The organism is Burkholderia sp. Bp9140, from assembly GCF_003853425.1.
GTDB lineage: Bacteria > Pseudomonadota > Gammaproteobacteria > Burkholderiales > Burkholderiaceae > Burkholderia.
In genome coordinates, this window is sequence record NZ_QTPQ01000005.1 from 84,145 (window position 1) to 105,238 (window position 21,094).

Sequence of the window (21,094 nt, forward strand, 5' to 3'; positions counted from 1 at the left end):
CGGCACCTTCGCACACTGGGCGAGGCGGGCATACGCGGTGGCACCCACGCAAAAAACCAGCGTCTGGTGGCGCTGGCTGGGACTACGACAAAGGCCGTCGAATACGCCGTGCAGGTTTCGGCGGACGGTGACGCGCTGCGTCAAAGATCGGTGATTGGCGGCTCGAAGCCTTTTACCCTGCAGCCAATGTGAGCGGATTCTAGCAGGGTTTTATAGATCGTCAACACTATAAAACCTCCAAATTATAACAAAAAGTAATTTTGAGTCGCCCTTCAGATCGCGAGCCCTCTGCCGCAGGGGCTCCGCGCGTGATCGACTTTTTTCTGTGCCGGGCGTGCGCGCGGCGGCCCGGGTAAAATCGTCGGTCGATTCGGGGCCGCAGCCAGCCGCTGCGCCCGCCCATCGCTGCCCGCCCCGCGGGCGGCCCGGACCTTCTTCATGAAATACAAAGACTTACGTGATTTCATCCAGCGCCTCGAGGCGCTCGGCGAACTGCGGCGCGTCACGCAACCCGTGTCGCCCGTGCTCGAAATGACCGAGCTGTGCGACCGTGTGTTGCGCGCGGGCGGCCCGGCGCTGCTGTTCAACGCGCCGCCCGGCAATGCGTTCCCGGTACTCGGCAACCTGTTCGGCACGCCGCGCCGCGTCGCGCTCGGGATGGGCGTCGATGCAGGCGACGAGGCCGCGCTGGGCTCGCTGCGCGAGCTCGGGCGGCTGCTGTCCGCGCTGAAGGAGCCGGATCCGCCGAAGAGCCTCAAGGACGCCGGCAAGCTGCTGTCGCTCGCGAAGGCCGTGTGGGACATGGCGCCGAAATCGGTATCGTCGCCGCCGTGCCAGGAGATCGTCTGGGAAGGCGCCGACGTCGATCTGCACAAGCTGCCGATCCAGACCTGCTGGCCCGGCGACGCGGGGCCGCTCGTCACGTGGGGCCTCACGGTCACGCGCGGGCCGAACAAGCCGCGCCAGAACCTCGGCATCTACCGTCAGCAGCTGATCGGCCGCAACAAGCTGATCATGCGCTGGCTCGCGCATCGCGGCGGTGCGCTGGACTTCCGCGAATTCGCGCTGAAGAACCCCGGCAAGCCGTATCCGGTCGCGGTCGTGCTCGGCGCGGATCCGGCCACGACGCTCGGCGCGGTGACGCCCGTGCCCGATTCGCTGTCCGAATACCAGTTCGCCGGCCTGCTGCGCGGCAGCCGCACCGAGCTCGCGAAGTGCCTGACGCCCGGCGTCGACACGCTGCAGGTCCCCGCCCGCGCGGAAATCGTGCTCGAAGGCTTCATCCATCCGCAGGAAGGCACGCCCGCCCCTGCCGCCGCCGGCGCACCGCCGCGTCCGGCCGGCAACGCGGCCGCCGCGTACGAGCACGCGCTCGAAGGCCCGTACGGCGACCACACCGGCTACTACAACGAGCAGGAGTGGTTTCCGGTGTTCACCGTCGAGCGCATCACGATGCGCCGCGACGCGATCTATCACTCGACCTATACGGGCAAGCCGCCCGACGAGCCGGCCGTGCTCGGCGTCGCGCTCAACGAGGTGTTCGTGCCGCTGCTGCAGAAGCAGTTCACCGAGATCACCGACTTCTACCTTCCGCCGGAAGGCTGCAGCTACCGGATGGCCATCGTCCAGATGAAGAAGAGCTATGCGGGCCATGCGAAGCGCGTGATGTTCGGCGTGTGGAGCTTCCTGCGGCAGTTCATGTATACGAAGTTCATCGTGGTCGTCGACGAGGACGTGAACATCCGCGACTGGAATGAGGTGATCTGGGCGATCACGACGCGCGTCGACCCCGTGCGCGACACCGTGATGGTCGACAGCACGCCGATCGACTATCTCGACTTCGCGTCGCCCGTCCCGGGCCTCGGCTCGAAGATGGGGCTCGACGCGACCAACAAGTGGCCCGGCGAGACGAACCGCGAATGGGGCCGCCCGATCGAGATGGACGCCGCCGTGAAGGCGCGCGTCGACCGGCTCTGGCAGGAGATCGGCCTGTGAGTCCGCGCGTTGAACGCACCCGGCAGGCACGACGATGAGCTTTCCTCCCGCCTCGATGCTGTCCGACGGATTCTTCCTGTCGCTGTCGCTGTGTCTCGACATCGGCCTCGTCAACGTCGCGATGCTGTCGCTGACGCTGTCGCACGGCTTCCGGCCGGGCTTCTGGCTCGGCATCGGCTCGTGCGTCGGCGATCTCGTCTACGCGGCGCTCGCGCTCGCGGGCATGGCCGTGCTGCTGCAGTTCGAGGCCGTGCGCTGGATCGTCTGGATCGGCGGCGGTGCGGTGCTGCTGTTCCTCACGTGGAAGATGGCACGCGAAGCGCTCGCCCCGGCCGGCGGCGCCGATGATGCCGCTGTGGACGACACGCCGCAGCCGCGGGCCAGCGCGCGGCGCAGCTTCATGCGCGGGATGCTGCTCGCGATGTCGTCGCCGAGCGCGATCCTGTGGTTCGCGGCGGTCGGTGGCGCGCTGATCGCGAAAGCCGGCGCGACCACGCCGGCGACGGCATCGGTGTTCCTGTCCGGATTCTTCCTCGGCGGCCTCGCGTGGACGCTCTTCATGTGCACGCTCGCGAGCCAGGGCCGCAAGCGCGCGGGCGCGGGGCTGATGCGCGTGTGCCATGTCGCGTCGGCGCTGCTGTTCGCGTATTTCTCGTACAGCGTGATCGTCGGCGGCTATCGCGACCTGATCGTCCACGCGGTGTGACCGTCGCGCGCCGAGCCGCGCCCCAAATGAACAACGGCGCAACGCCCCGCGAGGGACGTTGCGCCGTTTTGCCGCGCGCGGTCAGGCCGCCGCGCGGAATGCGTCAACGACGCCAGCCATGGTGACCCCAGCCGCCGTAACCATGACGCCAGTACGGACGACCGTAGTAGCCACCATAGCCGCCGACGACCACGGCGGGCGGCGCATAGTAGGCCGGCGCCGGCGCGTAATACACGGGCGGGGGCGGCGGTGCGTAGTACACGGGCGGCGGCGCCGCATACACGGGATACGCAGGTGCGACCGGGACGCCGATGCCGACCCCGATCGACACGTGAGCCTGCGCGGCGCTCGCGGCACCCAGGCCCAGCGCAGCGGCGGCGATGAACGGAATGAGCTTTTTCACTTCGATTCTCCTGCTGGAGCGGTAATTTGTGCGCTCCTGTCGGCAACGGCGGGCATGCACGTCGCATGCAAGCAATGTAGCGAAAACCCGCCCCGCGCGTATTGCGCATTTGTTGCAAATTGCAATTCCACCCGGCTGCAGCCACCGTGCGGCAGGGCTGCCCGGCCTCGCGATCCCCCTTGCGGATCGCGCGATTCCGTCCGACCAGCAAAATCGCGACGCACCGGCCGGTCAGTCTTACCGGATCCGGCAAGCATGGCGTGCACGCCTCCGTAATGAACGATTACAAATTCGAGACAAGACGCCGACAATTCAAGAGGGACGCGGCCCCCGCGCGATTCGGGGCCGGATTCGACGGTCGTCATCGGGCCGCGAATCCGCTGCGCGAATTGACCGGTTGCCCGCATCGAACGCCGCCGTCGAGGTCGTCCCCGCCCGGCACCGTCCATCCGCGGCCGCCCCGTCATTCCTGCGATACTGGCGGCTGCTCCGTTTTCGCTTCGTGACCCGCCATGCCCCTCCCCGACACTCCCCGCCTCGGCTTCATCGGCGCCGGCCGCCTGGCGCGCTGCGTCGCCCGGCGTTTCGCGGCGGCCGGCTTTCCGGTCGTCGCGATCGCGAGCCGCACGACGGAATCGGCCGCCGCACTCGCCGCGCGCATCGACGGCTGCCGGGCAGTCGACACGTCGCAGCAGGTCGTCGATGCCGCCGACCTGATCTTCCTGACCGTGCCCGACGACCATCTCGCGTCGAGCGCCGCGGCGCTGCGGTTCGACGCGGCGCGCGCGGCGGGGCAGGCGCTCGTTCACTGCAGCGGCGCATCGGCGGTCGAACTGCTCGAACCGGCAAGACGGCAAGGCGCGGCGACCGGCGGCTTCCATCCGCTCTACCTGTTCGGCGGCACCGACGCCGATCTCGCCCGCATCGACGGCTGCTCGGTCACGCTCGAAGCCGACGGCGCGCTGCACGCGACGCTGCTGCGGCTTGCCGCCGCACTCGGCTGCCATCCGCTGTCGATTCCGGCCGGCGGCCGGATGCTCTATCACGCGGCCGCGCATTACGCGGCGAGCTTCGCGCTATGCGGGCTGTCGGAAGCGGTCGAGCTGTGGCGCGGCCTCGGCTTCGACGAGGAAGCCGCGCTGCGCGCGCTGCTGCCGATGCTCGCCGGCACGATCGAGACCGCGCGCGACAAGGGTCTCGCGAACGCACTGGCAGGCCCGGTGTCGCGCGGCGACACCGGCATCGTCGAGCGCCAGCTCGCGCTGCTCGAGGCGCGCGGCGGCGATCACGCGACGCTGTATGCACTGATGACCCGCCGCGCGGTCGCGCTCGCGGCGAAGCGCGCGGCGCCGCCGGCCGCGCTGCCGGCGCTCGCGCAGGCCGTCGAAACGTCGCTCGCGCGCACGACCGGGCACCCCTCCCCGCCGCGAGACGAGGCGTGATAAGGTGTCGGCCGATGCGCCGCCATCCGGCGTTGGCGGCCGCACGCTACTCGACTGTATAAAAAGGATGCCAACGATGTTCGGCGAGATCGCCCGTTTTCTGCTCAATACCCTCTTCACGCTGTTCGGCGCCGCGCTGATCCTGCGCGTCTGGATGCAGGCCGTCCGCGTGCCGCCGTACAACCCCGTCACGCAGGCCGTGCTGCAGGCGACCAACTGGCTCGTGCTGCCGCTGCGCCGCGTGATCGCGGGCGTGCGCGGCATCGACTGGGCGAGCGTCGTCGCCGCGCTGCTCACCGCGCTCGTCTACGTGGTGCTGATGGTCGTGATGGCCGGCTTCGATCCGGCCTCGGTGATCGCGACGCTCGTCGTGGTCGCGCTGCTCACCGTCGTGAAGTGGGCGCTGAATCTCGTGATCTGGATGACGATCCTGATGGCGCTGCTGTCGTGGCTCAACCCGCGCTCGCCGGCGATGCCGATCCTCTACCAGCTCACCGCCCCGTTCCTGAACCCGCTGCGCCGCGTGATCCCGAACCTCGGCGGCATCGACCTGTCGCCGATCCTGCTGTTCGTGATCGTCCAGGTGCTGCTGATGATCGTCACGCGCGCCGCCGTGTCGCTGACGATGTTCGGCATCTGACGCGTTGCGCTACGCTGCCGGCCCCTGCGCCGGCGGCGCCCCGAGCGTGTCGATCACGCCGAAGCGCGCCGGAATCATCGCGTAGCACACGCGCACTTTCTCGCGCGACAGCCGCTCGAGCAGTCGCTGCGCCTCGTCCTCGGTGACGATGAACTCGACCTCGATCGCCAGCGAACCCTGCAGTTCGAAAAAGCGGTCCTCGTGCAGCACGCGATGCTGGCCGAAGCCGGCCATCGCGCGAAACGCGGAGCCGCCCGCGACCCCCATCCGGTTCGCTTCCTCGAGCAGCCACTCCCACAGCGGCTTCCAGTGCAGCCGGTGCTGCTCGTGCACGTAGAAGCGCAAGAAGACCCTGTCCATCGCCTCCTCCCGGTGCCGGCGCGCTCAGGCCGCCGCGAACCACGCGTGCGCGGTCCACATGCCGAGCGCCGTCAGCGTGAACGAACCAGTCAAGTGTAGGGCAGCCACCGCGAACGCCCATCCGAATTCGCCCTGCACCGCGTGCGTCATCACTTCGACCGAATAGGTCGAGAACGTCGTGAGGCCGCCGAGAAAGCCCGTGATCACGAACAGCCGCCACTCGGGCGGCAGCCCGACGCGCGTGGTGAATGCGACGGCGGCCACGCCGATCACGTAGCCGCCGATCAGGTTCGCGGCGAGCGTGCCGAGCGGCACGGCGGGAAAGTACGCGTTGAGCGCAAGGCTCAGGAACCAGCGCAGCAACGCGCCGAGCCCCGCGCCGACGAAGATCGCGACGATCGAATAGAACAAGGGAACTCCTCGCTGACGGCGCCGCATGGCGGGTGCGGCCTACGCCGAACTGTATGCGGAATCGCACCGCGACGGCAATGCCGGCGAACCGGGCCGGCGTGCGCCGGAACGCGTCGCGCCGGCACCATGCATTCGATTATTCCCGCGCGCATCGCGCAATCGATATTTTCCGGAGCATTACTCAGGACATTACAAATCCATCATGAATGGATCGATTATTTGTCAGATTTTGGAATCCCGGGGATTATTTTATCCGGCTCGCAGCAATCCCTTGGACGCCTTGTCTCACGGCCATTCCGCGTACTTTCCCTTATCAGACTTTCCCGAATTCGGCCGATATTTGATGCAATCGGCATTGCCGATTCCGTAAAATCATTTGGCCACCCTACTCCATCGACATGGAGATTCAGAAAATGAACAATATCCGCCTGTCATCCATGTTGATTCCGGCGCTGTGCGCGTCGCTGCTCGCATCGAGCATCGCGCTCGCCGAGGACAATGGACCACCGTCCTATGTCGAAGGCAACCGCGCGCCGAAAGGATTCGCGCGCCCGCCGTTCCATACCAAGCCGCGCGCGAGCACGGCCGCGGTAGCCGGCCTCACGCCCGCGCTCGCACGACATGCATACGGGTTCGACACGATCGCCAACCAGGGCGACGGTATGATCGTCGCGATCGTCGACGCATACGACGACCCGAAGATCGAGGCCGATCTCGGCGTGTTCAGCAATGCGTTTTCGCTGCCCGCCTGCACCACGGCGAACGGCTGCTTCACCAAGGTGTATGCGCGGGGCCCGCGGCCCAGGACCGATGCGGGCTGGTCGCTCGAGATATCGCTCGACGTCGAATGGGTGCACGCGATCGCGCCGAAAGCGAAGATCGTGCTCGTCGAGGCCGCGTCGGCCAGCTTCAACGACCTGATGGCCGCAGTCGACGTTGCGGTCAAGCGCGGCGCGTCGGTCGTGTCGATGAGTTTCGGCGGCAACGAATTCAGCAGTGAAGCCGGCTTCGACAGCCATTTCAACGTGCCGGGCGTCACGTTCGTCGCGTCGTCCGGCGACAGCGGCGCCGGCACCGAGTACCCGGCCGCATCGCCTCGCGTGGTGGCGGTGGGCGGCACGACCTTGTCCACCGATGCGTCCGGCAGCTACGTCGGCGAAGCAGCCTGGAGCGGCAGCGGCGGCGGCGTGAGCACCGTCGAGGCCGAGCCGGCCGGACAGGCCGGCTGGCCGATTCCGGTGGCCGGCAAGCGCGGCGTGCCCGACGTCAGCTACGACGCGAACCCGTCCAGCGGTTTCGCGGTGTACGACTCGGTCACCTATCAGGGGCAGGCCGGCTGGTTCCAGGTCGGCGGCACGAGCGCGGGCGCGCCGCAATGGTCGGCGCTCGTCGCGATCGCGAATTCGCTGCGCGCGGCCGCCGGCAAGCATGCGCTGAGCGGCACCTACGACACGCTCTATACGGTCGGGAAAAGCGCCTACGGCAGCGACTACCACGACGTGACGACCGGATCCAACGGCAATTGCGGCAGCGTCTGCAACGCAGCGGGCAGCTACGACTATGTGACGGGGCTCGGCTCGCCGAACGCGCCGGCGCTCGTCCAGGCACTCGTCGCGCAACCGTAACCGCGCGGCGGCAGCCTCCGCCGCAAGATTCGTCCCGCGCCGCTCAGCCGCCGCGCCACGCGCGGTCGAGCGCGACGAGCGTCGCGAGCGCGCCGCCTTTCAGCCCGATCACGTCCGTGCGGCGCGCATGGGCCTCGCGTGCGTTGATGCGGATCACGTCGGCCCCGAGCCGTTCGCTCAGCAGCCGCACGGTCGGAATCGCGGTGCCCGCGCCGATCTCGACGACGGTCACCCATCCTGCCTGCGCGATCCAGTCCTGCAGCGCCCGCTCCTGCGCGTCGTAGCGTTCGCCGAGCCAGCCATGGTCGCCGAACATCAGGATGTTCGGCCGCGCCAGGCCGCCGCACCGCGGGCAGCGCGGCAGTTCGCCGACCAGCCGGCACGCGGCGGCATCGACGTCGGGCGTGAACGGCGCGGCGTCCCACGTGTCGTCCGAGCAGGGTCGCAGGCACTGCATCGAATGAATCGAACCGTGAATCTCGACGACGCGCGCCGGATCGAAACCGGCCTTCTGGAACTGGCCGTCGACATTGCTCGTCAGCACGAAGCCGCCGTTCGGCATCGCGTCCATCCAGCGCCGCAGGATCGCGAAGCCCGCGTGCGGCAACGCCTGCCGGTAGCGTTCGAGACGGTGTCCGTAGAAGCCCCACGCGAGCTGCGGATGCGCGCGGAACGCCTGCGGCGACGCGATTTCGTGGAATTCGAAGCGCTCGTGGCGCAGCGCCGGATACGCGCGCCAGAAGCCGTCCGTGCCGCGGAAATCGGGCAGCCCCGAATCGACGCCGATGCCGGCGCCGGCCGTCACCAGCAGCGCATCGGCGCGCGCGAGTGCCTCGACGGCGGACGCGACCAGATGGGCCGGCAGTTGCGCGCCGGCGGCGCTGGAACCGGTGGAATCGGAGGAATCGGAGGAATCGGAAGGCGGCATGATGAAGCGGCGGTGGCGTCGAACGGTGCGCGAAGGGCGTCGCGCGATCATACGCCCGTTCGAGCACCGCGCCGCGGCATCATGCAGTCGCGGCGCGCATACCCGCGGGTTCCCTTAGCGCGACGTACTGCAGCAGCATGATCGTCTTCGCGTCGACGATCTCGCCGCGCTCGACGGCATCCAGCGCCGCGGCGAGCGGCATCTCGACGACCTCGAGATCCTCGCCCTCCTCCGCGATGCCGCCGCCGTCGCCCGTACGCAGCGACGCATCGTATTCGCCGACGAAGAAATGCAGCTTCTCCGTCACCGAGCCCGGGCTCATGAACGCCTCGAACACCTTGCGCACGCCGCGCACGCGATAGCCGGTCTCCTCTTCGGCTTCCGCGCGAATGCGTGCGTCGGGCGTCGCGTCGTCGAGCAGGCCCGCGGCGGCTTCGAGCAGCATCCCGTCGTGTCCGTTGACGAACGCCGGCATCCGGAACTGCCGCGTGAGCAGCACGTCGCCCGTCGCCGCGTTGCGCAGCAGGATGGTCGCGCCGTTGCCGCGGTCGTAGGTTTCGCGGCTCAGGCGCTGCCACGTGCCGTCGCGGCGCAGAAAATCGAACGTCACCTTCTTCAGCACATACCAGTCATCGGACAGCACCGTCGTATCGACGATGCGGACGCGGTCCCGCGTTGCAGTCATGGCGCTTCCCCATTCGACATGTGACGAGGCTCATGGTAACGTGCATACTCGTGCAATTTCAAGAAATTTCGTGCAAATCCGATGCTGACGACCCAGCGCAAGAAAGCGATCCTCGACACGCTCGCCCGCGACGGCCAGGTGCTGGCCGTCGAGCTGAGCGTGCAATTCGGCGTGTCCGAAGACACGATCCGCCGCGACCTGCGTGAACTGGCGGCCGAAGGCCTGCTGCAGCGCGTGCACGGCGGCGCGCTGCCGGCATCGCCCGCCGTCGCGCCGTTCGCGCAGCGCGAGACGCTCGAAACCGCGGAAAAGCGGCGCATCGCGCGCCGGGCCGCGCAGATGATCGCGCCCGGCCAGGTCGCGATCGTCGACGGCGGCACCACGTCGGCGCTGCTCGTCGGCCAGTTGCCGCCCGACCTGCGCGCGACGATCGTCACGCACAGCCCGAGCGTCGCCGTCGCGCTGGCCGCGCATCCGTCGATCGACGTGATCCTGATCGGCGGACGGTTGTACAAGCATTCGATCGTGGCCGTGGGCGCCGCGGCGATGGAAGGCATCTCGCGCATCCACGCGGACCTGTATTTCATGGGCGTGACCGGCGTTCATCCGGTCGCGGGGCTGAGCACCGGCGATTTCGAGGAAGCGGCGATCAAGCGTGCCCTGGCCGGGCGCGCCGGCGAGACGGTCGTCCTTGCTTCGCAATCCAAATTGCGCGCGGCTTCGCAGTTCGTGATCGGCGAGCTTGCGCTCGCGCAAGCCATCGTGGTCGAACAGGAAACCGACGCGGCGCTGACCGAGCCGATCGAGGCAGCGGGCGTGACGGTCGTGCGGGCATAGCCGCGCGACGGCTTCGATGGCGGCACCAGCGGCGTTGCATCGACATCGTCGCCGGCTCGGTGTCAGCGTGCCGACAGGTACCGCTTGCTAACATGGGCGACTGCCCACCCGCCGCGTCCCGTCCGCCCGATGTGTTCGCCCTCCGCCCCGATCGCGCCCGCGCCGCCCCACGGCGATACCCCGCCACCCGGTGTCATCGCGCTGTTCGTCGCCTTCGCGCGGATCGGCCTGACCAGCTTCGGCGGCGGGCTGAGCGGACGCATGATGCGCGACTTCGTGCACGAGCGTCGCTGGCTCGATGAAGAAGCCTTCCTCAACGGTCTTGCGCTGTCGCAGGCGCTGCCGGGCGTCAACGTGAAGAACCTCGCGATCTGGATCGGCTACCGGCTGGCCGGGTGGCGCGGCGCGGTGGCCGGCTTCACCGCTCAGCAGCCCGCTACCGTACGAAACGCGCGATACGCGTCGGCATGAAGCTCGAAGCCGATGCCTGGCGCCTGCGGCACGGCCGCACAGCCGGCGTCGACCGTTTCGCCGTCCGCCAGCCCGCCGAACGGACGGAACGCGAACGGACTGACCTCCGCACCGCCGAGCCCGAGCGCCGCCACGACGTGCAGTGCAAACAGATGACCGCCGTGCGGCCAGAACGCACCGCGCCGCCAGCCGTTCGACACGAAATGGTCGACGATCTGCAGGTAGCCCGGCAGGCCGTAGCAATGCACCGGGTCGAACACGAGCACATCGCGATCCGGGCGCAGGCCGCCGTAGCGTTCGAGCAGCTTCGCTTCCGCGAGCGAGAACAGCGCCTCGCCGGCCGCTACCGGCGGCACGTATTGCGCAGTCAGGTCCGCATGGAGCGGCAGGTCGAGCGGATCGCAGAGATCCTCGAACCACCAGAGCGCGAACGGTGCCAGCATCGCAGCGGCTGCGCGGCCGCTCGCCGCGTCGTACAGATTCATCGCGTCGACCGCGAGATGCGAGCTGTCGGCAAGACAGGCCGCGGCGGCTTCGATGCGTCTTTTGTCGTGGTCGAGATCGGGATGGCCGATCTTGATCTTCGCGTGCGTGTAGCCGAGATCGGCAATGCGGCGCATCTCGTCCGACAGGCGCGCGAGATCGTCGTGCGGATAGCGGTAGCCGCAGCCCGCGTAGACGCGCACGCGGGCCGCGGCGTCGCGCGCGAGCCGGCCGGCAAGAAAGCGATGGAGCGGCAGGCCCGCGATCTTCGCGGCGGCATCCCAGATCGCCATGTCGAGCACGCCGACCGCAACACAGCGTTCGCCGTGACCGCCGGGCTTCTCGCCTGCCATCATCGCACGCCATGCGCGAAACGGATCGAGGTTCGTGCCGGCGTCGTCGGCAATGGTGTCCGCGGCGGCCAGCAGCCTTGGCCCGAACCGTTCGCGGATCAGCCCGCCCTGCGCATGGCGGCCAACCGACGCGTAGCCGTAACCCGTCACCGGGCGGCCGTCACGCACGACATCCGTGACGATCACGACGACGCTCGTCGTCAGGCCGCCCGACGGAATCGCCGGGTCGGCATAACGGGAAACCGGGATCGCTTGCTCGCGGATGTCGGTGATGCGCATGGTCAGGGTTCCGGCGGAAAACGTTCGGCGTTCGCGGGCCATGCACGCATCGCGGCCGGCAGCGACTGGCGGATCGCTGCATCATAGGCGCTTGCGCGAGGTCTTGCAGGCGCGCGGCCGTCGCGATGCCGTGAAGCCGTGAAGCCGCGCGGCTTGTTCGGCATTGTCCGAATCGCGTCAAACAATATCGGAGTACAGACGAATTATTCGTCGTGCCCGATGCGCGTGACGCGCGGCGCGGCCGATCAGCGCGCACCACCGGCACGGCCGAGAATAAGATGGACATCCAATACGAAGCGCGTATGATGAATTCGTCCGAGCACCGGCCATTTCACCGACCGCTCGCCCCGCCGTCTGCCCCCATGCTGCGTTGCGCGTTGATCCGCACACATTGCTGCCCTTTCACCCTACCCGTCGCGCCGCGCAGCGGTGATACCGGTCGGACGCGTTCGTCCACGCGATTTGTCGCGAACGAACCCAGGAGTTCATCATGAGCATGCATCTCTATCGTGGCTTCGAAATCTATCCACTGATATATCCGCACGTTCCGGCGCAGAACGGCAACACGCACAACTACGACGCCGGCTTCGACGCGGCCGTGAAGATCTGTCTGCGCGGTACCACCGACACGCTGACCCGCAGCGAAACATTCCGGCTGCCCGAGCACGCGCCGTTCGAGTCGGCGGGCGAAGCACGCCGGGCTTCGCTTCGCTACGCGGAGGAAATCATCGACGGCAACCACGGCAAGCAACCGCTCTTCGCCGACATGCACTGACGCATCCCGCCTGTTGCGACAGCCGCCGATCGGCTGCGCTTCTTGTCTGCACGAATCGCCGAGCCGGCCAGACCGGTCGGCACCCCTTCGATCGTCACCGCACGCCCGAGGATCGCGAAAGGCGCGATCCGCTTGCGGGACACGCTCTCGCGAAACGACGGATCCTCGGTATGAGGTCCTTCCGCGCCATCACGCGCTTGTGCGAATTTCATCGGCCATCGAAGGCCCGGCTCGTCGATGCAAGCCGCCACTCACGCGTCGCTCCACGCCCTCCATGCCCGATATCGCCAATGCTTGCCGATAACCGATAGCGCACCGCAATTTACCTTTGTACTGTCGCATCGCCTCGCCGATCGGCCTTGCACGCGAAAAGTGTCGCTGCCGGTCAACAGCGCGTCGTATTTGTTATGGGTGGCGGTCGGATATTTTCTAGATCGCATGGTTTTGTGCCGAGAAGATACATGTCGCCGGGCGGGCCAAAGCGTGCCGAAGCGTCGCGACGCCTCCCTGCAACGCGCAGTTCATTGAACAACAAACCGACACTGGAAACAGGGATTGGAGGACGACATGAATGGTAGTCATACGGGCCTGGCAACAGGCCTGAAGCAGCGCCACGTCACGATGCTGTCGATCGCGGGCGTGATCGGCGCAGGCTTGTTCGTCGGCTCCGGCCACGCGATCGCGGCAGCTGGACCGGCGGCACTGATCGCCTATGCACTGACGGGCGCGCTCGTCGTCCTCGTGATGCGCATGCTCGGCGAAATGGCCGTCGCCCATCCGGACAGCGGCTCGTTCTCCACCTATGCCGATCGCGCGATCGGCCACTGGGCCGGCTTCACGATCGGCTGGCTGTACTGGTGGTTCTGGGTGCTGGTGATCCCGATCGAGGCGACGGCGGCGGCCACCATTCTCAATGCATGGTTCCCGAGTATCGCAACGTGGATCTTCGCGCTCGGCGTGACGCTGCTGCTGACGGTCACCAACCTCTTCTCCGTCAAGAACTACGGCGAATTCGAGTTCTGGTTCGCGCTGATCAAGGTCGTCGCGATCGCCCTGTTCATCGCGATCGGCGGCGCGGCCGTGTTCGGGCTGCTGCCGGGCGGCCACGCGTCGGGCTTCTCGAACCTGGTCACGCACGGCGGCTTCATGCCGAACGGGATCGGCGCGGTGTTCGCCGGCATGCTGATGACGATGTTCTCGTTCGTCGGCACCGAGATCGTGACGATCGCCGCGGCCGAATCCGAGCATCCGGAGCGGCAGATCGTGCGCGCGACGAATTCGGTGATCTGGCGCATCTCGCTGTTCTATCTCGGCTCGATCCTGTTCGTCACCGCGATCGTGCCGTGGAACGATCCGCTGCTGCCGGTGCACGGCTCCTACCAGCGCGTGATGGAACTGCTCGGCGTCCCGCATGCGAAGGCGATCATCGACGTGATCGTGCTGGTGTCGGTCGCGAGCTGCCTGAACTCGGCGCTGTATACGGCGTCGCGGATGCTGTTCTCGCTCGCGAAGCGCAAGGACGCACCGGCATTCCTGCAGCGCACCGATTCGACCGGCACGCCGCGGGCGGCCGTGCTCGCGTCGACCGCGTTCGGCTTCCTGACCGTGATCGCGAACTACGTGGTGCCGGAGCAGGTGTTCAACGTGCTGATCGCGTCATCCGGCGCGATCGCACTGCTCGTGTATCTGGTGATCGCGGTGTCGCAACTGCGGATGCGCCGCATGCTCGACGTGAGCGGTTCGGCGCTGACGCTGCGGATGTGGATGTTCCCGTGGCTCACGTGGGCAGTCATCGTGTTCATCTGCGGGACGCTCGTCACGATGCTGTTCCTCGACGGCCATCGGATGGAAGTCGCGGCAACCGGCGTGCTCGCCGGGTTCGTGCTGGTCGCCGGGCGGCTGAACCAGCGCAGCCGCGATGCGCGGTCGAGCCTCGACCGCCGCGGCGTGTCGTCGGCCTGAGGACGAAGCGTCGCGCGCAGGCGGGCGCGCGGTTGCCGCGGCCGGCAAGTCGGTCGCATCGGGCTTCGCGCGTTTCGAATGCGTCGCGCCCTTCGCCGACGACCGCCGCGCAACGCGATGTTTTCGACGCGGCCCGGACGATGAGGTCCGGGCCGCGTCGTTCGCGGCTCGGATCCGCCCCGCAGCCCGAGTCTGCGGCCCACGTTGGCCGGCCGGCGCGATTCACCGAGAATCGCGCCGGCGTTCCTTGTTTCGCATCTGCGCGAGCAGTTGCACGATCCGCGCGTCATCATGACTCATGCAACGCCTGTCGCAAGCCCGCCGGAACCCGACACGCCGGCACGTATCCGGTTCGGCTTCATCCTGTTGCCGAATTTCACGCTGACGGCGTTCTCGGGCATGATCGACGTGCTGCGGCTCGCGGCCGACGAGGGCGATAACAGCCGGCCGGTCAGGTTGTCGTGGACGATCCTCGGCGACATGGCCGCCCCCGTTCGCGCGAGTTGCGGGATCCAGATCCCGGCGTGGGAGTCGTTGAATGCGCGCCAGGAATACGACTACGTGGTCGTCGTGGGCGGGCTCCTGCACGCCCGATCGGAACTCGACGCGGCCACGCTGGAATTCATTCGCGCGGCCGCATCGGCAGGCGCGATGCTGGTCGGCATCTGCACGGGCGCGTTCGCATTGGCGCGTGCGGGCGTGATGGCCGGCCACCGGATCTGCATCAGCTGGTTTCACTACTGGGACTTCATCGAGCGGTTTCCGTCCGTCGATGCGAAGCTCGTGGTGTCCGATCGCCTCTACGTGCTGGACGGCCGGCGCGTGACCTGCTCCGGCGGGCGCGCGTCGATCGACGTCGCGGCCGCGATCCTGGTGCGGCACATCGAGCCGTCGATCGTCTACAAGGCGCTGCGGATCCTGCTGGTCGACGGGCGCGAGACAGTCAGCGCGCCGCAACCGCATCCGCCCGGTGTCGCGCCCAACGCGCATCCGAAGGTGAAGCGCGCGATCCTGCTGATGGAACAACACATCAGCCACTCGATCACGATCGACGAGCTTGCGCGGCGGCTGGAGCTATCGGCGAGACAGCTGGAACGGCTGTTCAGGGAAGCCACCGGCAGCGGGCCGGCCGCCTGCTACCGGGCGATCCGGATTCGCACGGCCGCGTGGATGCTGATGCACCTGGACAAGAACATTTCCGAAATCGCGGCGGCCTGCGGATTTGCCGATGCGTCGCATCTCGGGCGCGAGTTTCGGCGGGCGTACGGGATGTCGCCGAGCGCCTATCGGGAGCGTCAGGCACCCGGCACGCTCGGCGGGATGGTGGAGCCGGCCGAGCGTGCGACCACGCTCGGCGAGTTGTTTCCGAACCGGAACGAGTTTTATTGAGCGTGCATCCGCCGGGTTGCCATTGCGGCTGAAATCCCGGTGGCATGACGCGTCATGCGGGCGTCAGGCGAACACGAAATACTTGCGCACCGTCTCCACCACTTCCCAGGTCCCTTTCATCCCGGGTTCGATCACGAACACATCGCCGGCTTTCAGGTGCACCGACTCCTCGCCTTCCGGCGTGATGATGCAGTAGCCGTCGAGGAAATGACAGTACTCCCATTTCTCGTAGTTCACCTCGAACTTGCCGGGCGTGCAGATCCAGGTGCCCATGATCTTGCTGCCGTCCTTGGAGAGGTAAGCGTTGAGGTTCACGGTGTGCGGATCGCCGCCGATGCGCTTCCACTTGGTCGCGTCAAGGACCGGGGTCGGGCAGGTTTCGCGCAGAACGGTGATGAAATCGGACATGTCGGCTCCAGACTAACGATCGTAAAAGAGATCTGTCACGTTAGTTCGAAAGCGTTGGCGCGGCTTGTATGCTTCCGACACCGACTCGTCTAATTTCGACACCGGCTCGCGGGCCGGCGCGCCGCTGGCGTGTTCCGTTCGGCCGGACTCGCGTTGCCACCCTGGCGCGAGCGTGCCGCATCATGTCGCGGTCGGCCTGCTCGCGTCACTGGCGCATTGACACGGCGGCAAGCGGTCAAAACGCATCGCTTGCAACATCCCGGCGAAACACTGTAGAATCATCCGTTCTGCGGGCGTCGTATAATGGCCATTACCTCAGCTTCCCAAGCTGATGACGTGGGTTCGATTCCCATCGCCCGCTCCACCTTCGGCTGCATGGCAGCCAGCGCAAGAGCCGCCTCGTCGAAGGCGGCTTTTTTGTACCATGTGCCCGTTCATCCGGCGCACCGCTACGCGTAACGGGCCTGCGCCCGAACCGAGCCTTTCTCTGTCACCGATGATGCACGACGATCCGAACGAAGCCGGCCTGCCGCCGGACGACGCCGCCCTTCCCGACGAAGCCGCCGACGGCGCCGACGAAGTCAATCCGCTGCACCGCCGCCGCATCCGCAGCTTCGTGACACGCGCCGGCCGCGTGTCGACCGGCCAGCGCCGCGCGCTCGACGATCTCGGCCCGCGCTTCGTCGTCCCGTACGCAGCCGACATTCCCGACTGGGACGCCGTGTTCGGCCGCCGCGCGCCCCGCATCCTGGAGATCGGCTTCGGGATGGGCGCGTCGACCGCGGAAATCGCCGCGCACCGCCAGGGCGACGACTTCCTCGGCGTCGAGGTGCACGAGCCGGGCGTCGGCGCGCTGCTGAAGCTGATCGGCGAGCAGGACCTGCCGAACATCCGCATCATCCAGCACGACGCGGTCGAAGTGCTCGAGCACATGCTCGCGCCGGAAAGCCTCGACGGCGTGCACATCTTCTTCCCCGATCCGTGGCACAAGGCGCGCCACCACAAGCGCCGGCTGATCCAGCCGCCGCTCGTCGCGCACCTCGCGTCGCGCCTGAAGCCGGGCGCGTACCTGCATTGCGCGACCGACTGGCAGAACTACGCGGAACAGATGCTGGAAGTGCTCGGCGCCGAACCCACGCTCGAAAACACGGCCGCCGACTACGCGCCGCGCCCCGACTACCGCCCCGTCACGAAGTTCGAACGGCGCGGGCTGCGGCTCGGCCACGGCGTGTGGGACCTGGTGTTCCGCAAGCGCGGAGGCTGAATCCCTGCTGCGACAGCGCATCGCACGCTGCGCGCCTCGCCATGAAGAACGGCCCGACCGGCATCTGCTGCCGATCGGGCCGTTTTCCATTGGAAGCGCCCTCACCTCCGCGCCGGCATCACGCCCAGTTCAGCCATCCGCTGTAACCGACGAGCAGCACGAACAGGCCGAACGCGATCCGGTACCACGCGAACACGGTGAAGTCGTGCGTCGCGACGAAGCGCAGCAGCCAGCGCACGCACACGAACGCGCTGACGAACGCGGCGACCAGCCCGAGCGCGAACAGGCCGAGCGAATCGACGGTGAACGCCTGCCAGTCCTTGACGGTTTCATAGAGCGTCGCGCCGAAGATGATCGGAATCGCGAGGAAGAACGAGAATTCGGTCGCGACGCGCCGGTCGAGGCCGAACAGCATCCCGCCGATGATCGTCGAGCCCGAGCGCGACATGCCCGGCACCAGCGCGAAGCATTGCGCGATGCCGACCTTCAGCGCGTCGAGCGGCGTGAGCGCGTCGACCGACTGCACGCGCGGCGGCTCGCCGCGTTCGCGCTGCCGCGCCTCGGCCCACAGGATGATCGCGCCGCCGACGACGAGCGCGAACGCGACGGGCACCGGCGAGAACAGCACGGCCTTGATCTTCTTCTCGAACAGCAGGCCGAGCGCGATCGCGGGAATCGTCGCGATCACGACGTTCAGCGTGAAGCGCTGCGCGTCGGGCCGGCTCGGCAGACCGCACACGACGGACACGATCCGCTGCCGGTATTCCCAGCAGACGGCGAGAATCGCGCCGAACTGGATCACGACGTCGAAGGTCTTCGCGTGCGCATCGTTGAAATTCAGGAAGCTGCCCGCGACGATCAGGTGGCCGGTGCTCGACACCGGGAGGAATTCCGTCAGCCCCTCGACGACGCCGAGGATCAATGCCTTGCAGATCAGGATCCAGTCCATCCGTGGCCCAACTCCGAAGTAGTCGAAAGAAAGGGCCGCGTCACCGCCGCGGCCCGCCCGGCCGCGCGCGTGCCGTCACTTTTCGACGATCGCCACGCGTATGCCGTTTGTAAGAATCGTAATTGTACCGGGTTCGTAGTTCACTCCGGCAAATTGCAGTTGCTCGGGCTTGAACGTGTAGATCGGATAGTTGGTCAGCACCTGCGTCGCGAGCAGGCCGGCGGCCGCGCCGACCTGCCGCGCGTACATCTGCGCGTCGCCGTCGAGCACGAGGCTGTCGACGGCCGGCGCCTTCAGCACGACCGAGCGGCTCGGCGCATCGTAAGCCAGCTGGCCCGACACGGTGAACTTGCCGCTCACCGGTTCGCGCAGGAACGGACTCGCGAAATGCGCGTCGAGCTGCACGGCGACGCGGTTCTGGTCGGGCAGCAGGTTGACGGCCGGATTCGCGAGCGACACGTCGACGACCTGCGCGACCGTCTTCTGATACGGGAACTTGCGCGCGACGGCTTTCTGCACGTCGCCGCGCGAGAACGTGTAGTGATCGGGGATGAACGGGAACGTCGACGCGCAGGCGGCGAGCGATACCGACACGCCGATGGCGCCGGCGCAGGCGGCGAGGAAACGGCGCCGGCCGGGCGTGCAAGATGCGGTCATGCTGGACAATCTCCTTCCTGTATCGGGCGAAGCGGCCGTCGGGCCATCGGCTCCGCCGCGTGTGGGGCGTGGACCGAAGTTAGTGCTCGCGCGCACGCCGCCGGTTCCGTGCGCGAGCCGCTGCACGGCAGTGTGTCAGCGGGCCAAGGCGGCGCCGGGCGCCGGCTGCGTCGCGATCTCGAGGCGCGTCAGCCATGCGAGCGCGTCGTCGCGCGACACCCCGCACATCTCGGCGGACGGCTGCAGCCCGGAACAGCACGCGGGACGCTCGGGCCGCCCGAAGATCCGGCAGCGCAGGTCGTCGCCGAGCTGCACGCAGCGCACGCCGGCCGGCTTGCCGTCGGGCATCCCCGGAATCGGGGAGGAAATCGACGGCGCGATGCAGCACGCGCCGCACGCCTCGCGGCATGCATGCGGCGGCGGGACATCGGCGGACGCCGGACGGACAGGCATTTCGACGGACACTCGGCTCTCTCGACAAACAACCAAAAAAACGGTGCGGCAACCGGACGCAGCGCGCGGCAGCCCACCGCGCATTGTGCCACCGCCGGCTGCGACGTTATTACACAATGCAGCCGAAACGCGCGTTCATATACTCGAAAGCATCTGAAAAGCGCGAGACCATCATGAATTCCGGTTCTGCAGACACACTGTTCCGTCCCGATTTGCTCGCGAAGTACGGCGCGAACGGGCCGCGCTACACGTCCTACCCGACCGCACTGCAGTTCCGCGACGATTTCGACCCGGCCGACTATGTGCGCGCCGCGGGCGATCCCGGCGCGTCGTCGAGCGATCTGTCGCTGTACTTCCACATCCCGTTCTGCAACACGGCCTGCTTCTATTGCGGATGCAACAAGATCGCGACCAACAACCATCGCCGCGCACGCCCGTATCTCGAGCAACTGAAGCGCGAGCTGGCGCTGCAGGCCACGCTGTTCGATCCCGCGCGCCCGGTCACGCAGTTGCACTGGGGCGGCGGCACGCCGACCTTCCTGTCCGACGCCGAAACGGCCGAACTGATGGCAGCCACCCGCGAGCATTTCGCGCTCGCGCCGGACGCCGACGCCGAGTTCTCGATCGAGATCGATCCGCGCACCGTCACGCCCGCGACGCTCGTCCACCTGCGCAACATCGGCTTCAACCGGCTGAGCCTCGGCGTGCAGGATTTCGATCCGGTCGTACAGCAGGCGATCAACCGGATCCAGCCGCTCGCGATGACGGCCGACCTGCTGTCCGCCGCGCGCACGACGGGCTTCCATTCGGTCAGCGTCGACCTGATCTACGGGCTGCCGCACCAGACGGTCGCCGTGTTCGCGCGCACGCTCGAGACGATCATCGAACTCGCACCTGACCGGCTGTCGGTATTCGGCTACGCGCACATGCCGCACCTGTTCAAGATGCAGCGGCAGATCGACGACGCGACGCTGCCGTCACCCGAAACGCGCATCGCGCTGCTCGGCCTCGCGATCGACATGCTGACGTCGGCAGGCTACGTGTACATCGGCATGGATCACTTCGCGCGGCCGTCCGACGAACTCGTGCGCGCGCAGCGAAACGGCACGCTGCAGCGCAATTTCCAGGGCTACAGCACGCGCGCGGATACGGACCTCGTCGGCTTCGGGGTGTCGTCGATCGGCAAGGTCGGCGACGTCTACGCGCAGAACGCGAAGGACCTGCCGGCCTATGGCGCCGCGCTCGACGCGGGCCGGCCGCCGATCGCGCGCGGCGTGCGGCTCACGGCCGACGACCGGCTGCGCCGCGACGTGATCACGCAGCTGATGTGCAACCTCGAATTGCCGTTCTCGCATATCGAGGCCGCGCACGGGATCCGCTTCACCGATCACTTCGCGCGCGAGCTCGACGCGCTGCGCGGGTTCGAGCAGGACGGGCTGCTGACCGTCGCAGGCGACCGCCTGACGATCCATCCGGCCGGCCGGATGGTCGTGCGCAACATCGCGATGGCGTTCGACGCCTACCTCGGCCGGACACCGCGCCAGCGCTATTCGCGCACCGTCTGACGCCGCGCGGCCGCATGCGGGCGGCCGGTTTGATAAAGTAAGGGGCTCAACGCC

The 21,094-nt window shown here is 67.6% G+C and carries 21 protein-coding genes, 1 tRNA gene and 1 pseudogene; 13 read left to right on the forward strand and 10 right to left on the reverse strand.

Features of this window, described 5'->3' with window-relative positions:
* Window positions 1-438: 438 nt before the first annotated feature.
* Both DIE21_RS06120 and DIE21_RS06125 read left to right on the forward strand, forming a co-directional pair.
* Window positions 439-1,995, forward strand: coding sequence for a UbiD family decarboxylase (locus tag DIE21_RS06120; RefSeq protein ID WP_124496845.1), 1,557 nt, complete (start codon window positions 439-441; stop codon window positions 1,993-1,995).
* A gap of 34 nt (window positions 1,996-2,029) precedes the next feature.
* The gene (locus tag DIE21_RS06125; protein ID WP_124496846.1) at window positions 2,030-2,701 is read left to right on the forward strand and encodes a LysE family translocator; all 672 of its coding nucleotides are present in this window, start codon (window positions 2,030-2,032) and stop codon (window positions 2,699-2,701) included.
* 103 nt (window positions 2,702-2,804) lie between these two features.
* Here the strand turns inward: DIE21_RS06125 and DIE21_RS06130 are convergent, their stop codons facing one another.
* Window positions 2,805-3,104 carry a hypothetical protein gene (locus DIE21_RS06130; protein ID WP_124496847.1) on the reverse strand — a complete coding sequence of 100 codons (300 nt, stop codon included), beginning with the start codon at window positions 3,102-3,104 and terminating at the stop codon, window positions 2,805-2,807.
* Window positions 3,105-3,616: 512 nt separating this feature from the next.
* Here DIE21_RS06130 and DIE21_RS06140 point away from each other — a divergent pair.
* Both DIE21_RS06140 and DIE21_RS06145 read left to right on the forward strand, forming a co-directional pair.
* Window positions 3,617-4,546 carry a Rossmann-like and DUF2520 domain-containing protein gene (locus tag DIE21_RS06140; protein ID WP_124496849.1) on the forward strand — a complete coding sequence of 310 codons (930 nt, stop codon included), beginning with the start codon at window positions 3,617-3,619 and terminating at the stop codon, window positions 4,544-4,546.
* A gap of 76 nt (window positions 4,547-4,622) precedes the next feature.
* Window positions 4,623-5,186, forward strand: coding sequence for a YggT family protein (locus tag DIE21_RS06145; protein WP_124496850.1), 564 nt, complete (start codon window positions 4,623-4,625; stop codon window positions 5,184-5,186).
* Window positions 5,187-5,195: 9 nt separating this feature from the next.
* On the opposite strand, the gene DIE21_RS06150 is transcribed toward DIE21_RS06145, so the two are convergent.
* Entirely contained in the window at window positions 5,196-5,546 is a 351-nt protein-coding gene (locus DIE21_RS06150; protein WP_034183430.1) for a DUF190 domain-containing protein, read from the reverse strand.
* 24 nt (window positions 5,547-5,570) lie between these two features.
* The gene (gene crcB, locus DIE21_RS06155) at window positions 5,571-5,957 is read right to left on the reverse strand and encodes a fluoride efflux transporter CrcB (protein ID WP_124496851.1); all 387 of its coding nucleotides are present in this window, start codon (window positions 5,955-5,957) and stop codon (window positions 5,571-5,573) included.
* Window positions 5,958-6,370: 413 nt separating this feature from the next.
* Here crcB and DIE21_RS06165 point away from each other — a divergent pair, with 413 nt between their 5' ends.
* Window positions 6,371-7,582 carry a S53 family peptidase gene (locus DIE21_RS06165; RefSeq protein ID WP_124496853.1) on the forward strand — a complete coding sequence of 404 codons (1,212 nt, stop codon included), beginning with the start codon at window positions 6,371-6,373 and terminating at the stop codon, window positions 7,580-7,582.
* Window positions 7,583-7,625: 43 nt separating this feature from the next.
* On the opposite strand, the gene DIE21_RS06170 is transcribed toward DIE21_RS06165, so the two are convergent.
* Window positions 7,626-8,510, reverse strand: a complete 885-nt coding sequence (locus DIE21_RS06170; RefSeq protein ID WP_124496854.1) for a Sir2 family NAD-dependent protein deacetylase — start codon at window positions 8,508-8,510, stop codon at window positions 7,626-7,628.
* 79 nt (window positions 8,511-8,589) lie between these two features.
* Window positions 8,590-9,195, reverse strand: a complete 606-nt coding sequence (locus DIE21_RS06175; RefSeq protein WP_124496855.1) for an NUDIX domain-containing protein — start codon at window positions 9,193-9,195, stop codon at window positions 8,590-8,592.
* 81 nt (window positions 9,196-9,276) lie between these two features.
* Between DIE21_RS06175 and DIE21_RS06180 the strand changes: the two genes are divergently transcribed.
* Together DIE21_RS06180 and DIE21_RS06185 are read left to right on the forward strand one after the other, a co-directional pair.
* The gene (locus tag DIE21_RS06180) at window positions 9,277-10,032 is read left to right on the forward strand and encodes a DeoR/GlpR family DNA-binding transcription regulator (RefSeq protein WP_124496856.1); all 756 of its coding nucleotides are present in this window, start codon (window positions 9,277-9,279) and stop codon (window positions 10,030-10,032) included.
* A 129-nt stretch (window positions 10,033-10,161) separates the two neighbouring features.
* Window positions 10,162-10,455 (forward strand): annotated as a pseudogene (locus DIE21_RS06185) (chromate transporter); the annotation flags it as partial.
* Window positions 10,456-10,457: 2 nt separating this feature from the next.
* Here the strand turns inward: DIE21_RS06185 and DIE21_RS06190 are convergent.
* Window positions 10,458-11,618: an enolase C-terminal domain-like protein gene (locus DIE21_RS06190; RefSeq protein WP_124496857.1), complete on the reverse strand. Its 1,161-nt coding sequence runs from the start codon at window positions 11,616-11,618 to the stop codon at window positions 10,458-10,460.
* Between the two features lie 490 nt (window positions 11,619-12,108).
* Here DIE21_RS06190 and DIE21_RS06195 point away from each other — a divergent pair, with 490 nt between their 5' ends.
* From DIE21_RS06195 to DIE21_RS06205, 3 genes are all read left to right on the forward strand, one after another.
* The gene (locus tag DIE21_RS06195) at window positions 12,109-12,393 is read left to right on the forward strand and encodes a hypothetical protein (protein WP_124496858.1); all 285 of its coding nucleotides are present in this window, start codon (window positions 12,109-12,111) and stop codon (window positions 12,391-12,393) included.
* Window positions 12,394-12,960: 567 nt separating this feature from the next.
* Entirely contained in the window at window positions 12,961-14,355 is a 1,395-nt protein-coding gene (gabP, locus tag DIE21_RS06200; protein ID WP_124496859.1) for a GABA permease, read from the forward strand.
* A gap of 291 nt (window positions 14,356-14,646) precedes the next feature.
* Window positions 14,647-15,744 (forward strand): GlxA family transcriptional regulator, encoded by a 1,098-nt coding sequence (locus tag DIE21_RS06205; protein ID WP_124496860.1) that lies wholly within the window; start codon window positions 14,647-14,649, stop codon window positions 15,742-15,744.
* A gap of 63 nt (window positions 15,745-15,807) precedes the next feature.
* On the opposite strand, the gene DIE21_RS06210 is transcribed toward DIE21_RS06205, so the two are convergent.
* Entirely contained in the window at window positions 15,808-16,152 is a 345-nt protein-coding gene (locus DIE21_RS06210; RefSeq protein WP_027788152.1) for a cupin domain-containing protein, read from the reverse strand.
* A gap of 289 nt (window positions 16,153-16,441) precedes the next feature.
* Between DIE21_RS06210 and DIE21_RS06215 the strand changes: the two genes are divergently transcribed.
* Both DIE21_RS06215 and trmB read left to right on the forward strand, forming a co-directional pair.
* Window positions 16,442-16,516 (forward strand) — tRNA-Gly (locus tag DIE21_RS06215).
* A 132-nt stretch (window positions 16,517-16,648) separates the two neighbouring features.
* Window positions 16,649-17,416 (forward strand): tRNA (guanosine(46)-N7)-methyltransferase TrmB, encoded by a 768-nt coding sequence (gene trmB, locus DIE21_RS06220; RefSeq protein WP_124496861.1) that lies wholly within the window; start codon window positions 16,649-16,651, stop codon window positions 17,414-17,416.
* 118 nt (window positions 17,417-17,534) lie between these two features.
* Here trmB and DIE21_RS06225 read toward each other — a convergent pair whose 3' ends face one another.
* The 3 genes from DIE21_RS06225 to DIE21_RS06235 form a co-directional block, all read right to left on the reverse strand.
* A complete protein-coding gene (locus tag DIE21_RS06225) occupies window positions 17,535-18,365 on the reverse strand; it encodes an undecaprenyl-diphosphate phosphatase (protein WP_124496862.1) in 831 nt (276 codons plus the stop codon).
* A gap of 75 nt (window positions 18,366-18,440) precedes the next feature.
* Complete coding sequence (locus DIE21_RS06230) at window positions 18,441-19,022, reverse strand: DUF1439 domain-containing protein (RefSeq protein ID WP_124496863.1); 582 nt, start codon at window positions 19,020-19,022, stop codon at window positions 18,441-18,443.
* 135 nt (window positions 19,023-19,157) lie between these two features.
* Window positions 19,158-19,475, reverse strand: coding sequence for a YkgJ family cysteine cluster protein (locus DIE21_RS06235; RefSeq protein ID WP_124496968.1), 318 nt, complete (start codon window positions 19,473-19,475; stop codon window positions 19,158-19,160).
* A gap of 173 nt (window positions 19,476-19,648) precedes the next feature.
* On the opposite strand from DIE21_RS06235, the gene hemN reads away from it, so the two are divergent.
* Window positions 19,649-21,040: an oxygen-independent coproporphyrinogen III oxidase gene (gene hemN / locus DIE21_RS06240; protein ID WP_124496864.1), complete on the forward strand. Its 1,392-nt coding sequence runs from the start codon at window positions 19,649-19,651 to the stop codon at window positions 21,038-21,040.
* Window positions 21,041-21,094 lie beyond the last annotated feature (54 nt).

What these genes read in the sequence shown, in the direction of transcription:
- DIE21_RS06120 (WP_124496845.1), top strand. Translation starts at nt 439, where the DNA reads ATGAAATACAAAGACTTACGTGATTTCATCCAGCGCCTCGAGGCGCTC.
- DIE21_RS06125 (WP_124496846.1), top strand. Translation starts at nt 2,030, where the DNA reads ATGAGCTTTCCTCCCGCCTCGATGCTGTCCGACGGATTCTTCCTGTCG.
- DIE21_RS06140 (WP_124496849.1), top strand. Translation starts at nt 3,617, where the DNA reads ATGCCCCTCCCCGACACTCCCCGCCTCGGCTTCATCGGCGCCGGCCGC.
- DIE21_RS06145 (WP_124496850.1), top strand. Translation starts at nt 4,623, where the DNA reads ATGTTCGGCGAGATCGCCCGTTTTCTGCTCAATACCCTCTTCACGCTG.
- DIE21_RS06150 (WP_034183430.1), bottom strand. Translation starts at nt 5,546, where the DNA reads ATGGACAGGGTCTTCTTGCGCTTCTACGTGCACGAGCAGCACCGGCTG.
- DIE21_RS06165 (WP_124496853.1), top strand. Translation starts at nt 6,371, where the DNA reads ATGAACAATATCCGCCTGTCATCCATGTTGATTCCGGCGCTGTGCGCG.
- DIE21_RS06170 (WP_124496854.1), bottom strand. Translation starts at nt 8,510, where the DNA reads ATGCCGCCTTCCGATTCCTCCGATTCCTCCGATTCCACCGGTTCCAGC.
- DIE21_RS06175 (WP_124496855.1), bottom strand. Translation starts at nt 9,195, where the DNA reads ATGACTGCAACGCGGGACCGCGTCCGCATCGTCGATACGACGGTGCTG.
- DIE21_RS06180 (WP_124496856.1), top strand. Translation starts at nt 9,277, where the DNA reads ATGCTGACGACCCAGCGCAAGAAAGCGATCCTCGACACGCTCGCCCGC.
- DIE21_RS06190 (WP_124496857.1), bottom strand. Translation starts at nt 11,618, where the DNA reads ATGCGCATCACCGACATCCGCGAGCAAGCGATCCCGGTTTCCCGTTAT.
- DIE21_RS06195 (WP_124496858.1), top strand. Translation starts at nt 12,109, where the DNA reads ATGAGCATGCATCTCTATCGTGGCTTCGAAATCTATCCACTGATATAT.
- gabP (WP_124496859.1), top strand. Translation starts at nt 12,961, where the DNA reads ATGAATGGTAGTCATACGGGCCTGGCAACAGGCCTGAAGCAGCGCCAC.
- DIE21_RS06205 (WP_124496860.1), top strand. Translation starts at nt 14,647, where the DNA reads ATGACTCATGCAACGCCTGTCGCAAGCCCGCCGGAACCCGACACGCCG.
- DIE21_RS06210 (WP_027788152.1), bottom strand. Translation starts at nt 16,152, where the DNA reads ATGTCCGATTTCATCACCGTTCTGCGCGAAACCTGCCCGACCCCGGTC.
- trmB (WP_124496861.1), top strand. Translation starts at nt 16,649, where the DNA reads ATGATGCACGACGATCCGAACGAAGCCGGCCTGCCGCCGGACGACGCC.
- DIE21_RS06225 (WP_124496862.1), bottom strand. Translation starts at nt 18,365, where the DNA reads ATGGACTGGATCCTGATCTGCAAGGCATTGATCCTCGGCGTCGTCGAG.
- DIE21_RS06230 (WP_124496863.1), bottom strand. Translation starts at nt 19,022, where the DNA reads ATGACCGCATCTTGCACGCCCGGCCGGCGCCGTTTCCTCGCCGCCTGC.
- DIE21_RS06235 (WP_124496968.1), bottom strand. Translation starts at nt 19,475, where the DNA reads ATGCCTGTCCGTCCGGCGTCCGCCGATGTCCCGCCGCCGCATGCATGC.
- hemN (WP_124496864.1), top strand. Translation starts at nt 19,649, where the DNA reads ATGAATTCCGGTTCTGCAGACACACTGTTCCGTCCCGATTTGCTCGCG.